Origin of the sequence: Streptomyces bottropensis ATCC 25435 (assembly GCF_000383595.1) — a bacterium.
Taxonomy (GTDB): domain Bacteria; phylum Actinomycetota; class Actinomycetes; order Streptomycetales; family Streptomycetaceae; genus Streptomyces; species Streptomyces bottropensis.
Window position 1 is genome coordinate 7,161,030 of the sequence record NZ_KB911581.1, and the last position, 14,253, is coordinate 7,175,282.

12 protein-coding genes are annotated in these 14,253 nt (G+C 73.8%); 5 read left to right on the forward strand and 7 right to left on the reverse strand.

The features are described from left to right. Positions 1 to 14: 14 nt before the first annotated feature. A complete protein-coding gene (locus STRBO_RS0131810; RefSeq protein WP_020115384.1) occupies positions 15 to 1,046 on the reverse strand; it encodes an SMP-30/gluconolactonase/LRE family protein in 1,032 nt (343 codons plus the stop codon). Between the two features lie 407 nt (positions 1,047 to 1,453). On the opposite strand from STRBO_RS0131810, the gene STRBO_RS0131815 reads away from it, so the two are divergent. From STRBO_RS0131815 to STRBO_RS0131835, 5 genes are all read left to right on the forward strand, one after another. Continuing rightward, positions 1,454 to 3,328, forward strand: coding sequence for a 2-oxoacid:acceptor oxidoreductase subunit alpha (locus STRBO_RS0131815; RefSeq protein WP_245170672.1), 1,875 nt, complete (start codon positions 1,454 to 1,456; stop codon positions 3,326 to 3,328). Next, on the forward strand, positions 3,318 to 4,376 hold the full coding sequence (locus STRBO_RS0131820) for a 2-oxoacid:ferredoxin oxidoreductase subunit beta (RefSeq protein WP_005478967.1): 1,059 nt from the start codon (positions 3,318 to 3,320) through the stop codon (positions 4,374 to 4,376). Before STRBO_RS0131815 ends, STRBO_RS0131820 begins: the two co-directional genes overlap by 11 nt. A gap of 82 nt (positions 4,377 to 4,458) precedes the next feature. Further along, positions 4,459 to 4,770, forward strand: a complete 312-nt coding sequence (gene fdxA, locus STRBO_RS0131825) for a ferredoxin (RefSeq protein WP_005478968.1) — start codon at positions 4,459 to 4,461, stop codon at positions 4,768 to 4,770. Positions 4,771 to 5,038: 268 nt separating this feature from the next. Continuing rightward, complete coding sequence (locus STRBO_RS0131830) at positions 5,039 to 6,064, forward strand: AfsA-related hotdog domain-containing protein (protein WP_005478969.1); 1,026 nt, start codon at positions 5,039 to 5,041, stop codon at positions 6,062 to 6,064. A gap of 75 nt (positions 6,065 to 6,139) precedes the next feature. Continuing rightward, positions 6,140 to 8,884 (forward strand): AfsR/SARP family transcriptional regulator, encoded by a 2,745-nt coding sequence (locus STRBO_RS0131835; RefSeq protein WP_005478970.1) that lies wholly within the window; start codon positions 6,140 to 6,142, stop codon positions 8,882 to 8,884. Positions 8,885 to 8,974: 90 nt separating this feature from the next. Here STRBO_RS0131835 and STRBO_RS0131840 read toward each other — a convergent pair whose 3' ends face one another. The 6 genes from STRBO_RS0131840 to STRBO_RS0131870 all read right to left on the reverse strand — a co-directional run bounded on the left by STRBO_RS0131840 (position 8,975) and on the right by STRBO_RS0131870 (position 14,225). Then, positions 8,975 to 10,003, reverse strand: a complete 1,029-nt coding sequence (locus STRBO_RS0131840; RefSeq protein ID WP_005478971.1) for an alpha/beta fold hydrolase — start codon at positions 10,001 to 10,003, stop codon at positions 8,975 to 8,977. A 3-nt stretch (positions 10,004 to 10,006) separates the two neighbouring features. Next, positions 10,007 to 10,249, reverse strand: coding sequence for a hypothetical protein (locus STRBO_RS40690; RefSeq protein WP_005478973.1), 243 nt, complete (start codon positions 10,247 to 10,249; stop codon positions 10,007 to 10,009). A gap of 349 nt (positions 10,250 to 10,598) precedes the next feature. Continuing rightward, complete coding sequence (locus tag STRBO_RS0131850; protein ID WP_005478974.1) at positions 10,599 to 11,936, reverse strand: alpha/beta fold hydrolase; 1,338 nt, start codon at positions 11,934 to 11,936, stop codon at positions 10,599 to 10,601. A 375-nt stretch (positions 11,937 to 12,311) separates the two neighbouring features. Continuing rightward, positions 12,312 to 13,154 carry a 4'-phosphopantetheinyl transferase family protein gene (locus tag STRBO_RS0131860; RefSeq protein ID WP_005478976.1) on the reverse strand — a complete coding sequence of 281 codons (843 nt, stop codon included), beginning with the start codon at positions 13,152 to 13,154 and terminating at the stop codon, positions 12,312 to 12,314. Beyond that, complete coding sequence (locus tag STRBO_RS0131865) at positions 13,135 to 14,001, reverse strand: 2-oxo acid dehydrogenase subunit E2 (RefSeq protein WP_020115387.1); 867 nt, start codon at positions 13,999 to 14,001, stop codon at positions 13,135 to 13,137. Before STRBO_RS0131865 ends, STRBO_RS0131860 begins: the two co-directional genes overlap by 20 nt. Then, a complete protein-coding gene (locus STRBO_RS0131870; protein WP_005478980.1) occupies positions 13,998 to 14,225 on the reverse strand; it encodes an acyl carrier protein in 228 nt (75 codons plus the stop codon). The genes STRBO_RS0131865 and STRBO_RS0131870 overlap by 4 nt, the downstream gene beginning before the upstream one ends. Positions 14,226 to 14,253: the final 28 nt, after the last annotated feature.

Sequence of the window (14,253 nt, forward strand, 5' to 3'; positions counted from 1 at the left end):
GCCGACCGGTGCCGTCAGCGGCGGCGCAGGTGGAACTTGCCGGGCGTGGTCGAGGGGACGCCGGTGAGGATCTCGCGGAGTCCGCCGCTGACCACGTAGTCGCCGTACGGCGTCACGGCGACCGTCGTGGGGTCCTCGTGCGGCCAGGTCTGGTCCTGGACGGTGCGCGCGGTGCGCCAGCCGTCGGTGGAGCGCAGCACCAGGACGGCGTCCCGGCTCTGCCGTCCGCCGGAGAGCGACAGGTCGTTGGAGACGACGACCAGCGAGCCGTCGGGGCGCAGGGCCATGCCGTCGAGGGAGGCCGGCGCGCCGTCCAGGCGGACCTCGCTGACCTTCGGGCGCGCCGAGCAGGGGCGGTCGATGCGGAAGAGGCGGCCGCCCTCGTACTTGCCCATGAGGAGGAAGCCGGCGGGGTGGTGGACGATGCCGTTGGGGCCGGTGTCGGCGGTGGCGAAACGGTCGTCGCGGAGGATCTGGAGGACCTCGCCGTCGCGGCTCACCGTGGTGACCGTGTCGACGCCGGTGTCGGTGACGTGGATGGTTCCGTCGCGGTCCACGGTCAGGTCGTTGGCACGCGGCAGGGGCTGTCCGTCGGACACGTCCACCAGGTGCTGTACGGCGCCGGTGGCGAGGTCGAAGACACCGACCCCGGAGACCGGGGGCAGCGAGGGGTCCACGATGCCCATCAGCCGGAAGAAGTAGTCGGTGTAGGCGGCCAGGACCCGGCGGCGGGGCGCGTCGACCGTGATGCCGAGGACCGACACCCGGGCGAAGGGGGCCACCAGCGGGGTCACGGTGCCGTCCGCCCGGACCACGGAGATCGTGCCCTGCGCGCTGGACCCCACGAGGAACGCCTTCCTCGTGGGGTCCCAGGCGACGCCCTCCGGGTACAGGCCCGGGGCGGTGACGGTGAGGCTGCGCGGCAGCGGGCAGCGCGCGGGTTTCGCGAACGCCGGCATCGGGGTGGCGGCGAGCGCCCCGCCCAGGCCGGCGGCGGTGGCGACTCTCAGCAGGGTCCGGCGGGAGGCCGAAGCTGACGCGTCCAAGGGGTGCTCCTTCGTACGGGGCGAAGAGGGGAAGTCGGGCAGGCCGGTGCGCGGTGGCGGCGGGCGGGGGCCGTGGGTGCCCCGCCGGGGAAGAGAACGCCGAACCCGGCTGTCCACCGGCCGTGGACAGGGTCGCGAGCCGCTCTGGAGAACCGCTGAACCTCCGCTGAACCGGCGGCGGGCGGTCGGCAGCGCTAGCCGGAGGCCCGCGCGGGGCGCTTTGGCCCGGCGCAAGGCGGCCTGCCTAGCGTCCCGGTCAGGCAGGTCCTGTCGGCACGTTCCCGCCCACCGGGACGACGGGGGCGCGGCGGCAGGGCCTGGCCCGCGCAGCGGCGCCGGACAGCGGAAAGCCAGAGGAGACGAGACGCGTGACGGTAGACACCGTGGACATCGAACAGGCCGAGCCGATGCCGGCCGGGATCCGCACCAAGGACGTGCGCCGCCTGGACAGGGTGGTCATCCGGTTCGCCGGGGATTCCGGTGACGGGATGCAGCTCACGGGTGACCGGTTCACCTCCGAGACGGCGTCGTTCGGCAACGACCTCTCCACCCTGCCGAACTTCCCCGCCGAGATCCGCGCCCCCGCCGGCACCCTGCCCGGCGTCTCCAGCTTCCAGCTGCACTTCGCCGACCACGACATCCTCACCCCCGGCGACGCCCCCGACGTCCTCGTCGCGATGAACCCCGCCGCACTCAAGGCCAACATCGCCGACCTGCCCCGCGGCGCCGAGATCATCGTCAACACCGACGAATTCACCAGACGCGCCCTGCAAAAAGTCGGCTACACCACCAGCCCCCTGGACGACGGCCAACTGGACGGCTACAACGTCCACCCCGTCCCCCTGACCACCCTGACCGTCGAAGCCCTCAAAACCTTCGACCTCAGCCGCAAGGAAGCCGAACGCAGCAAGAACATGTTCGCGCTGGGGCTGCTGTCCTGGATGTACCACCGGCCCACCGAAGGCACCGAAAAGTTCCTGGCCGCCAAATTCGCCAAGAAACCCGCAATCGCGGCCGCCAACCTCGCCGCGTTCCGCGCCGGCTGGAACTTCGGCGAGACCACCGAGGACTTCGCCGTCAGCTACGAAGTCGCCCCCGCCACCACCGCCTTCCCCCCCGGCACCTACCGCAACATCAGCGGCAACCTCGCCCTGTCCCTGGGCCTCATCGCCGCCTCCCGCCAGGCCGACCTGCCCCTCTACCTCGGCTCCTACCCCATCACCCCCGCCTCCGACATCCTCCACGAACTCTCCCGCCACAAAAACTTCGGCGTCCGCACCTTCCAGGCCGAGGACGAGATCGCCGCCATCGGCGCCGCACTCGGCGCCGCCTTCGGCGGATCACTCGCCGTCACCACCACCTCCGGACCCGGCGTGGCACTGAAATCGGAGACCATCGGCCTCGCCGTCTCCCTGGAACTGCCCCTGCTCGTCGTCGCCATCCAGCGCGGCGGACCCTCCACCGGCCTGCCCACCAAGACCGAACAGGCCGACCTCCTCCAGGCCATGTTCGGCCGCAACGGCGAAGCCCCCGTACCCGTCGTGGCACCCAGGACACCGGCCGACTGCTTCGACGCGGCGATTGAGGCCGCCCGGATCGCGCTCACCTACCGCACCCCCGTCTTCCTCCTCAGCGACGGCTACCTCGCCAACGGCTCCGAACCCTGGCGCATCCCCGACACCGACGAACTGCCCGACCTGACCGTCCAGTTCGCCCAGGGACCCAACCACACCCTCGACGACGGCACCGAGGTGTTCTGGCCCTACAAACGCGACCCCCACACCCTCGCCCGCCCCTGGGCGATCCCCGGCACCCCCGGCCTCCAGCACCGCATCGGCGGCATCGAGAAGCAGGACGGCACCGGCAACATCTCCTACGACCCGGCCAACCACGACCTCATGGTCCGCACCCGCCAGGCCAAGATTGACGGGATCGACGTGCCCGACATCGAGGTCGACGACCCGCAGCGGGCCGACACCCTGGTCCTGGGCTGGGGATCCACCTACGGCCCCATCACCGCGGCCGTCCGACAGCTGCGCACCACCGGGGAATCCATCGCACAGGCACACCTGCGCCACCTCAACCCCTTCCCCAAAAACCTCGGCGAGGTCCTCGCACGGTACGAGCGGGTCGTCGTGCCCGAGATGAACCTCGGCCAACTCGCCATGCTCATCCGGGCGAAGTACCTCGTCGACGTGCACTCCTGCACCCAGGTCACCGGTTCACCGTTCAAGGCGGGCCAGCTCGCCCACACACTGCGGGAGACGATCCGTGGGAACTGAACTCCGGCTCCAGCCGAAGGACTTCAAGTCGGATCAGGAGGTGCGCTGGTGCCCCGGCTGCGGTGACTACGCGATCCTCGCCGCCGTCCAGGGCTTCATGCCCGAACTCGGCCTGGCCAAGGAGAACATCGTCTTCGTCTCCGGCATCGGCTGCTCCTCCCGCTTCCCGTACTACATGGACACCTACGGGATGCACTCCATCCACGGCCGCGCCCCCGCCATCGCCACCGGACTCGCCACCTCACGACGCGACCTGTCCGTCTGGGTCGTCACCGGCGACGGCGACGCCCTCTCCATCGGCGGCAACCACCTCATCCACGCCCTGCGCCGCAACGTCAACCTCAAAATCCTCCTCTTCAACAACCGCATCTACGGCCTCACCAAAGGCCAGTACAGCCCCACCTCCGAAACCGGCAAAATCACCAAATCCACACCCATGGGCTCCCTCGACGCCCCCTTCAACCCCGTCTCCCTCGCCATCGGAGCCGAAGCCTCCTTCGTCGCCCGCACCATCGACTCCGACCGCAAACACCTCACCGACGTCCTGCGCCAGGCCGCCGCCCACCCCGGCACCGCCCTCGTCGAGATCTACCAGAACTGCAACATCTTCAACGACGGCGCCTTCGACGCCCTCAAGGACCGGCAGCAGGCGGAGGAGGCCGTGATCCGGCTGGAGCACGGCGAACAGATCCGGTTCGGGGCGGACCGCGCGCGAGGGGTCGTACGCGACGAGGCGACCGGTGATCTGCGGGTCGTCACGGTCACGCCCGAGAACGAATCGCGGGTCCTGGTGCACGACGCGCACGCGGCGTCCCCGACGACCGCCTTCGCCCTCTCCCGCCTCGCCGACCCCGACACCCTCCACCACACCCCCATCGGCGTCCTGCGCTCCGTCCGACGACCCGTCTACGACACCCAGATGGCCGACCAACTCGACACCGCCATCGACCAGCACGGCAAAGGCGACCTCGCCGCACTCCTGACCGGCAAGGACACCTGGACCGTCGGGCGTTCCGCCCGGCCCGCCGCATCCCCCGTGGCCCGTTGACCGCGACCACCCGGCCACAGCCGCCCGACCACAACCGTCCGACCACAAACCGTTTCACCGCACCATCCCGGGGAGGGACAGCATGACGTACGTGATCGCTCAGCCCTGTGTCGACGTCAAGGACCGGGCATGCATCGACGAGTGCCCGGTCGACTGCATCTACGAGGGACCGAGGAAGCTCTACATCCAGCCCGACGAATGCGTCGACTGCGGTGCCTGCGAACCCGTCTGCCCGGTGGAGGCCATCTTCTTCGAGGACGACGTACCGGCCGAGTGGAGCGGCTACCGGTCGGTGGACGCGGAGGTCTTCGCCGACCTCGGATCACCCGGCGGAGCCAGCGCGGCGGGCCCGCTCGCCGCCGACCACCCCCTGGTCTCCGCGCGGGCCGCGTAGACCTCGCGCGGGCCTCGCGCAGGCCTCGTGCAAGCGTCGCGCAGGCCTCACGCAGGCCCGCAGTGCCCGGTGTTCGGCCCCTGGATGGCCCGATTCCGCCGTGATACAGCCCGGTTCCAGGCCAGGTACAGGCCGATACCAGTGATCCAGGACACCGTGGAGGCGGTGGCGGAATCTTTTCGCCACCGCCCTGTGGCGTTGTGCGCGCCGGCCCCGTCGGCCGTGCCCCGCGCCGCGCGCACCCCGGGCCATCCCAGAAGGAGCTGCAATGGACATCACCTTCACCTCCCAGCCCGCCGCGTCCGCTCGGGACTCCAGAGGTCTCGCCGCACCGCTCCATCTGCTGCACAGACCCGTCACACCGGAGGGCTTCCTGCTGGACGCCACCGCTCCGGTGGAACAGCACTTCGCGCTCTCCGCCGAACTGCCCTCCGGGCACGGGACGTTCAACGACGGGCCGGGCACCTTCCACGATCTGCTCTTCGTCGCCGAGACGCTGCGCGAGGCGACGCACTTCGTCGCCCACCAGTACTTCCGGGTCCCCGCCGAGCGCCCCGCGGTCTTCGTCTCCAGCGGGCTCGACGTCCTCGACCTCGCCCCGTGGCGTCCCACCGGCGGGCCGGCCCATCTGACCCTGGACATCACCCTTGTCCCCGTGGACGTGGTCAACGGCGTTCCGCGCGGCCTCGACTGCCGTGGTGACGTGGCCATAAACGGTGTCGGGTGTGGGAGCGCTTCCGCGCGGATCCAGTTCCTGATGCCCGGGGTGTACCGGTCGCACCGTGAGGTGGGGCGCCAGGAGAGTCTGCGGAGCACCGCCCCGGTGGTGCGCCCGCTGGCCTCGATGACGGCGGCCTCCCAGGAGGAGCCGCCTGCCGTGTCGCCCGGGTCGGTCGGCCGCCAGGACCCGCGCAATGTCGTCGTGGGACCGCCGCTGCGGGCGCCGTACGGGGAGTTCGTCCTGCCCGTGGCCTGCGATCCCGGTCACGAGGTCTTCGCGGCCGTACCCGGCGACCACGTCCCCGGTCCGGTGTTCCTGGAGGCATCCCGGCAGGCCTCGCTGCTCGCCGCCGAGGAACTGCACGGGCTGCGTCCCTCCCACGCCATGCTGACCCGGTGGCGGGCGTCGTTCCGCGGTTTCGGGGACGCCGACCTTCCGCTGACCTGCACGGTCGTCGCGGACGAGCCGGTTCGCGACGAGGCGGGCCGGCCCACCGTGCGGTCCCGGCTCGCCTTCAGCCAGGGCAGCCGTGTCCTGTGCACCGCCTCGGCCGTCCTGCTGCAGGACTGCTGACAGCACGCCGCCGCCCGGACCGGCCGACGCTCTCCCCTCCCATCCCACTCGATTTCCTGATCAAGGAGCTCTCCGATGCGTTTCCGGGTTCTGGGGCCGGTGAGTCTGTCGCCCCGCACTCCCTCCGCGGCGAAACCGCGCGCCCTGCTGGCCACCCTGCTCGTGCAGGCCGGTGAAGTGGTCCCGGTGCACAGCCTGATCGACGAACTGTGGGGGACGGAGCCACCGCGCACCGCGACCACCACCCTCCAGGTGTACGTGTCCCAGTTGCGCAAGGTGCTCGCCGACGGCGGCAGTCCGGCGCCCGCCGGTGAGCTGCTGACCCGGGCTCCCGGCTACCTCCTGGCGGTGCCCGAGCTGGAGTTCGACCTGCCCTGCTTCGAGCAGCTGCGGGCCCAGGGCCGCACGGCGTACCAGGAGGGGGACTTCGACGATGCCTCCCGGTTGCTTCGCGAGGCGCTCGCCCTGTGGACCGGCCCGGCCCTGTCGGGGATCCCGCACGGTGTGCGGCTGGAGTCCGCCGCCATCCGGCTGGACGAGCTGCGGATGGAGGTCCTGGAGCAGCGGATCGTCGCCGACCTGCGGCTGGGCCGCCACCAGGAACTCGCCGGGGAACTGCTGGCCCTGGCCAACGAGTACCCGTTGCGGGAGAGCCTGCACGGACATCTGATGGTTGCGCTGTACCGGACGGGCCGCGGATCCGACGCGCTGAGGGTGTACGGGCGGCTGCGCCACTCCCTCGTGGAGGAACTCGGCGTCGAACCGGGCCCGGGCCTGTCCCGGCTGCACGAACGCGTTCTGCGCCGGGACCCCTCCCTGGACTGGCAGCCACCCCGCGGCGCGCGGGACGCGGGCCGCGCCGACACGGGCCGCGGGACCGGCGCCCCGGCGTACCCGGGTGCACCCCGGCGTGGCACGGGGCCGGCCGGCGGACCGCGCCCCCTGCCCGGTCCGCCTCCGGCGCTGCCCTCCGCACCGCCCGGGTTCGTCGGCCGGCACGAGGAACTCGTTCACGGGGAACGGGCGTTGCGCGGGAGTGTCGGTAAGCCTCCGGCCCGGGTCCTGGCCTTGTCCGGGCCGGCCGGCGTCGGCAAGACGGCGCTGGCGTTGCAGCTCGCCCACCGGACGGCGGACCTGTTCCCGGACGGCGGGCTGCTGATCGGGTTGCGCGGGCCGCAGGGTCGCCCGCTGAGCGCCTCGCAGGCGGGAGCGGCCCTGCTGCGCCGCCTCACCGACGACGTCTCCGACGCCCCGCTCACCGATCCCGAGGAGCTGACGGACCGGCTGCGGCGCGCCCTGGGGGGACGCCGGATCCTGCTGATCCTGGACGACGCCGCCTCGGAACAGCAGATACGACCGCTCCTGCGGGCCTTCGCGGAGGGCACGGTGATCCTCACCGGCCGGCGCCGGGCCGCCGCCCTCGACGGCGCGGAGCATCTGGGGCTGGACGCCGTACGGCCGGAGGAGGCGGTGGAACTCCTGCTCGCCGCCGGTGGCGAGCGGATGGCGCAGGACCCGGTGGCGGCCGCCGAGATCGCCCGGCTGTGCGCGTGCTTCCCGCTGGCGCTGCGCGTGGCCGCGGCGGCCCTGACGGCCCGGCCGCACACCACGCCCGCCGCGCTGGCGGGCCGGCTGCGCGACGAGCGGACCCGTCTCGGCGTACTGCGCGAGGGCGATCTCGATCTGCGCTCCAGCCTGCTGACGGGGTACCAGGAGGCCGGGCCCGCGCTGCGGCGCGCCTTCCGTCTGCTGTCGCTGGCTCCGACCGCCGACTTCACGGGGTGGACCGTCGCGGCCCTGCTCGGCACCGGGCCGGCGGAGGCGGAGGAGACGGCCGAGGAGCTCGTACGGGCCCAGCTGCTGGAGGCCCGGACCGACGGGCAGTCGGTCCGCTACGGCTTCCACTCGCTGCTGCGGGTGCTGGCCACCGAACTGCGGGAGGCGGAACCGGACGCCGCCCGGACGCGACGGGACGCCGTCGAGCGGCTGGGCCGGGCCTGTGTCGCACTGGCCCGCCATGCGGACGGGCGGCTCACCCCGGGTCGGGACTGGCGGTCCCGCCCCCTCGACGCGGCTCCGGGGTCCGACGCCGCCGCGATCGTCGGCGCGAGCCCTCTGGGATGGTTCCGCGAGGAGGCCACCGGCCTGGTGGAGACCGTACGGCAGGCGCACGCGGCGGGGCTGTGGTCCCTGGTGTGGCAGCTCGCGGGGAGCGCCGCCGGGTACTTCCACGCCCGCGCCGCGTGGGAGGAGTGGGAGGAGACCCACCGGCTCGCGCTGGACGCCGCGCGGCGGGCCGGGAGCGTCGAGGCGGAGGCGGTGGTGCAGTACTCGCTGGGCGACCTCGCCTGGCAGCGCCGCCAGGCCGACCGGGCGCTGCGCCACCACACCGCCGCCCAGCACGCGTTCGAGCTGGTCCGCGACCGGACCGGGGTCGCCCGCTGCCGGATCGGCGCGGCCGACGTCCTGCTCGGCCAGGGTCTGCCGGAACCCGCCGCGCGGCGGTACGGGCGGGCGCTCGCGATGTGCTCGGCGGAAGGGGACCTGCGGGGCGAGGTGGCCGCGCTGAACGGGCTGGCCCTGGTGAACCTGCGGCGGGGCCGCCCGGAGGTGGCCATGCGGCATCTGGAGCAGTGCCGGCGGGCCGCGGAACGGCTCGGTGACCGCCGCTGGACGGAGTACGTCCGTCGCACCGCGGCCCGCCTGGCACCGGACTCCTCCCGCCGTCCGTCCCCGCTCGCTCACGCGGTCGAGGTCCGCCCGGGGATGTGGCTCATCGGAACGGCCGGCTCGGCCCTGACCCCGGCGGGGGCCGCCTGACGTCCTGTCCGCCGGCTCCCGGACTCCCGGGTGGCCGGCGGTGTGCGCGGGCCGCGCGGTGCACCTCTTGGGACACCGCGCGGCCCGCCGTCATCCGGTGGCCCGCCCCTGGAGGGGGTGGGCGCCGCGGTGACGGGCGCGGCGGGTGCGCAGCAGCTGCCGCCACTCCTCGGCGCTGAACCGGGCGGGCTCGGTACGGCGGATGAAGTCGTGGAGTACGCCGAGGAAGCGTTCCGGGTCGGAGTGGAACGGGAAGTGTCCCGCCTCCTCGAAGATCTCCAGCCGGCTGCCGGGCATGGAGACGTGTCCGAGGCCGGCGTGGAGGGCCGGGACGACCATGTCCCGGCCGCCCCACAGCAGCATGGTGGGCATGCCCTCGGTCAGATAGCACCGGTCGAGCAGGGTGCCGACCTGCCCGCGCCAGTCGACGACGGCCCGCAGGGTCCGTACGAAGGCGCTGCGCGAACTCGCGTCCGGCAGGGCGTCGACCACCCTCAGCAGATCCGGCGCGTCGACGCCCAGGCCGGTGTCCAGCGTCTTCATGATCTTGACGAACATCCGCAACTGCCAGCGCACCGTCGGCAGTTGCAGTGCGGACAGCAACAGCTCGGCACCGGGCAGGGTGGCGGCCCGCAGCAGCGGGGAGACCTGGCGGCCGATGCCTCCGCTGCCGACCAGGACCAGGCGCTCGGTGCGCTCCGGGAACTGGTAGGCGAACTGGGCGGCCACCGCGCCGCCGAGCGAGTGACCGACGAGGGTGGCCCGCTCGATGCCGAGGGCGCTGAGCAGGTCCCGCAGTCCGTTGGCGTACGCCCCGGGTGAGTAGTCGCCGCGGGGTTTGGCCGACGCCCCGTGGCCGAGCAGGTCGGGGGCGACGACCCGGTGGCGGGCGGCCAGGCCCGGGATGATGTCGGCCCAGGTCGCCGAGGAGTCGCCGATGCCGTGGATGAGCACCACGGCGGACTCGCCCTTGCCGGCCATCCGGTAGGCGAAGCGGTAGCCGTGCAGGTGACGGGTGCGGACGCGCACCTCGTTGCGGCCCACCGCACGGGGTCCGGGCCGCCCCGGCTGGCGGCTGGGCCGGAAGGCCGAGCGGGCGGTGAAGGGGGCGTCGGCCATGGTTCAGGCCTCCTGCGGAATCGGGTGACGGTCACGGACGGGGCGGCGCGGGACGGGTGCGGACTCGACGACGTCCGGTGCGCCGGGCAGCTGGGCGGCGGGGACGCTCTCGGGGTCGGGTTCGGGGTCGAGCCCGAGCGACATCAGGGACCGCCACGGCTGCGCCTGCCCGGGGGTACGCGTCCGCCACGGAGCGAACACCTGGGCCTGCGAGGAGGGAGCGCGGAGGGTGTGCACGGAGGACATGACAGTCACCTCTGGATAGGTGTGCGAGGAAGAACGCGGGATCGCTGCCGCTCGGCCTGGCGGCGTGCGGCCTGGGGAGCCGGCGGACGGGCGGGTACGCGCGCTCGCCGGGAGCCGGCGGAACGCGAGACCCTCACCCGACCGCGGCCGACACTCGGACGCGGGACGCCGGCCCGGCGGGAGTCGGTAGGCAGCACACGGGACGCGCACCCGGCGGGAGCCGGCGGGCATGCGCGGGACGATCACCCGGGGGAGCCGACGAACGGACTCGGGGCTCCCGCCCGGCGACAGCCGACGGACAGACGCGGGACGGTCACCCTTAGGGAACCGGCGGGCGGATGCCGGACGGTCACTCGGCGGGGGTCGGCCGTGGCTGCCGGGGCACGGCGTCGGCGTAGCCGCCCGCCCCGGGACCGGCCGGGATCGTCGGACCGGTGCCGGTCGCGACGGACGGGCCGGGCGCGGTGGTGCGGTACGGACCGGGCGCGGCGGTGCGGGACGGACCGGCCACGCCGGCGCCGGCACCGACGGACGGCCCCGTGGCACCGGCTCCCGTCCGGGCGGAGGCACCGGTTCCGGTCCGGACGGACAGACCAGCCGCAGCGGTGCCGGTCGCCGCGGGCGGTCTCCCGGTGCTCGTCGAAAGGGCGGCGTGGCGGGGGGCGGAGCGGTTCGTGAGGCGGGCCCGTAGCAGGGAGGCGATCAGCCACTTGCGCATGGCGCCCAGGTGCGCCGGAGAGCCGTGCACGTCGTCGAACTCCTTGAAACGCACGCGGGGCAGCGCGGCGGCGAGCAGTCGCCGTTCCGTGGGAGGGATGATCTCGTCGCGTGCGCTGACCACGTACCCGACCGGGATGTCGAGCGCGCCGAGGACGTCGGGGCCGAGCGGGAAGTCCGCGAGCAGGGACCGCAGTTCGTCGTCGGAGGCCGCGCCGGTGAGCCGGCGCAGCGTGGCGACGGTGATCCCCGGCACCTCGGGCCACCAGGCGGGATCGGCGAAGAACCCGGCCACGGGGGCGCCCACGGTGTGGACGGAGCGGATGCGCGGGTCCGCGGCCGCCGCGCGCAGCGCCAGGTGGCCGCTGAAGCTGAGGCCGAGGACCGAGGTGCGGGTCACCGCGGCGCGGCCGGCCAGCCGGTCCATCAGGAACGGCAGCAGCCGCCAGGAGTCCGCGTGGTAGCGCAGGGTGTTCTCCCCGACGCCGGGCATCTCGGTGACCACCGCCGCGTACCCCAGCCGGGCGAGCCGGGGCAGCAGGGGCGCCCACTGCTCCTTGACGCTGACGATGCCGCCCATGACCACGAGCAGCGGCCGCCGGCGACGCGCGTCGAGCCCGCTCGCCCAGCAGGCGACCGTGCCGTCCGGGTGGTCGAGGACCAGGCGTTCGACGCCCCGTCGGCGACGCCAGTCGTCGAAGGTCCGTACGCAGTTGTCCTGGGCCCGGCGGCGGACGTCGTCGCCGTGGTAGGGGAAACGGGCGAGCGCGTAGTGGCGGCAGGCGTCGAGCGGGCGGCCGGCGACGGCCAGCCGGTCGGCCTCGCCGGTCCACACCCGGGCCCAGGACGCGGGGTGCCCCGGCTCGTCGTTGGTGATCCTCGGCAGGACGGCGGCCACCTGCCGGTCGCCGATGCCCTGGCCGCGGGCGTGCAGCCGGGCGAACTCCTTGAGTTCTCCGAGATGGTCCATCGCTGTTCTCCGTCTCCTCCGGGGTGCGGGGCCGATGCCCGGGGGATGCGGCCGGAGGGCTCGGTGGCCTTCCTGGTCGTACCGGCGGCGGGCGGGGCTGTCCGGTCGTACGGCGGGCGGGCCCCCGGCCGGGAGCGGGGGACGTCCCCCGGCTGGGCGGCCCGCCCGGAGACGATGCTGGCCGCCGTCCCTTAAGCCGGGCTGGCGCACGGGCTGCGCCTCGCTAAGCGCCGCGCGGGAGGTGCCGTCGACCGTCCCGGCGGCACACAGACACCCGCACCGGCACCGGCACCCGCCCCGCACCCACACGACGGCACACGGCGGCGCGCCGGCGCGAAGAGACTCCTCTTCGCGCCGGCGCGCCGTCGTCGGCCCTCACCAGTCCAGCAGCTCGTCCTCCCCGTCCCGGTCCTCCGCTTCCGCGTCGTCGCCCAGGGCCTCGGCCACCGCCGCGACCACCCGCGGATCGAGCATGGTGCGCGCGGCCGTGTCCCGTGTGCCTCCGAAGCCGGCGTCGCTCACCGCGACGCTGACGACGTAGCCGCCGTCCACGGAGAAGGTGCGGAACTGCCATTCGACACCCGTGCCCGGTGCCCCGTCCGGGGCCAGGACCCGCGCGGGCCGGCCGTCGCCGCTGAAGCCGAAGTCGGTGAAGCGGAACCGCAGCCCCTGCCCGATGGCCTTGCTGTAGGCCTCCTTCAGCGTCCACATGCGCACCAGCGCCGCGCCCCGCCGCTGCGCGGGTAGCCGCTCCAGGACGGTCAGTTCGTGCGGCGTGCAGACGTGGCGGTGCAGCCCGCGCGTGTAGAGCGGACGGTCCGCCCGCTCGGCGTCCACCCCGATCAGCCCCTTGGTGGCGAGCCCGATGAGCAGCAGGTCCTCGGTGTGGCTGAGGCTGATGTCCACCGCGTCGTAGCCCCGCAGATAGGGCCGGCCGGTGGGGCCGTAGCCGAGTTCGACGGCCTGCGGGGGCACGCGCAGCGCCACCGCGGCGGCGAACTTCAGCAGCACCCGGGAGGCGGCGAACCTCGTCCGCACGTCCGGGTGCGTCATCTCCAGGTAGCGGTCCCAGTCCCGGCCCAGCAGGGCGCGCAGCCGCGGGCCGCCCGCCCGGTCCGGCCGCCAGTCGGCGAGCCGGGCGTGCAACACCGCGACCTCGTGCTTCTCCAGGTCCGCGCGCACCTGGTCCCAGGCTCCGTCACGACCGGAGATCCGCACCGGCTCCCCGAGCGATGGGCTGGGTGCCGTCGTCCTCCGCGCCGTCATCGAAGCCCTCCATTTCCTGCTTGAGATCACCGAGTACGTCGGCGGCGGCTCCGCCGTCGATGATCCGGTGGTCGAAGGTGAGTCCGAGCCGCATCACCGGGGCGATCGCCAGCCGCCCGTCCCTGACGACCGGCCGGTCGACGACGCGGCCCGCGCACAGGGTGACGGCGGTGCCCCCGCTGGAGTGGAAGCCGTCGACGGGGCGGTGGCCCAGCGAGCTGACCGCCACGGTGCCGAAGACGCCCGGCCGTCCGGCGGGGTCGCGCGTCGCGGCGGCGAAGGCCAGCCGGCCGAGCGGCACCGGCAGCCGGCCGAGCAGCCGGACACCGCGGAACTCGGCCAGTTGTTCGGTGCCGGGTCCGCGGTAGCGGTCCACGCGCCGCTGGATCTCGTCCAGGCCGGCGCGCTCCAGGGCGGGCAGCAGCGCGGAGAGCACGGTCCGTTCCCCGTCCACGGTGCGGTCCAGCGCCAGTTTGGCGGTGACCTCCGTGAACCGCAGGGTCCTCGGTCCGCGCAGCCCGAACAGCCGCGCCGGGGCGAGTGCCGCGTTGGCCTCCGGGTGCCGGTGCAGCACCCGGCCGGTGGCGTGCAGCAGATAGGTGACGACCGAGTAGCGCCGCCCGGCGGCCCGCGCCGTCGCGCGATGGGCCTCGATCCGGGTCATGTCGATGTCGGTGTCGAGGTGGACGGGCCGCTGCCGGGCGGCGTGTTCCAGGAAGTACAGGGTGTGCCTGCGCCGGCGCTCGGGGTGCGCCCGGGCGGGGGCCGGCGGGTTCCCGCCGGCCCCGGAACCGGTCACGGCCGGGCCGCCAGCTGGTAGATCTCGCCGAGGCTGCGGGCCTCCAGCAGCCGGCCCACGGGCAGCGAGCGGCCGGCGGCCTGTTCCAGGGCGGTGACCAGTTTCAGCAGGTACAGCGAGTCCCATTCGGGCAGCTGGTCCAGGTCGGCGGAGACCTGGTACTCCTCCAGCGGCATACCGAGCTCGTCCCTGACGAGGCGGACGAAGTCGTCGATGGTGTCCATGCGTACGGCCCTCCGGGGCGGTGTGTGA

What these genes read in the sequence shown, in the direction of transcription:
- fdxA (WP_005478968.1), top strand. Translation starts at nt 4,459, where the DNA reads ATGACGTACGTGATCGCTCAGCCCTGTGTCGACGTCAAGGACCGGGCA.
- STRBO_RS40690 (WP_005478973.1), bottom strand. Translation starts at nt 10,249, where the DNA reads ATGTCCTCCGTGCACACCCTCCGCGCTCCCTCCTCGCAGGCCCAGGTG.
- STRBO_RS0131840 (WP_005478971.1), bottom strand. Translation starts at nt 10,003, where the DNA reads ATGGCCGACGCCCCCTTCACCGCCCGCTCGGCCTTCCGGCCCAGCCGC.
- STRBO_RS0131830 (WP_005478969.1), top strand. Translation starts at nt 5,039, where the DNA reads ATGGACATCACCTTCACCTCCCAGCCCGCCGCGTCCGCTCGGGACTCC.
- STRBO_RS0131815 (WP_245170672.1), top strand. Translation starts at nt 1,454, where the DNA reads ATGCCGGCCGGGATCCGCACCAAGGACGTGCGCCGCCTGGACAGGGTG.
- STRBO_RS0131850 (WP_005478974.1), bottom strand. Translation starts at nt 11,936, where the DNA reads ATGGACCATCTCGGAGAACTCAAGGAGTTCGCCCGGCTGCACGCCCGC.
- STRBO_RS0131835 (WP_005478970.1), top strand. Translation starts at nt 6,140, where the DNA reads ATGCGTTTCCGGGTTCTGGGGCCGGTGAGTCTGTCGCCCCGCACTCCC.
- STRBO_RS0131870 (WP_005478980.1), bottom strand. Translation starts at nt 14,225, where the DNA reads ATGGACACCATCGACGACTTCGTCCGCCTCGTCAGGGACGAGCTCGGT.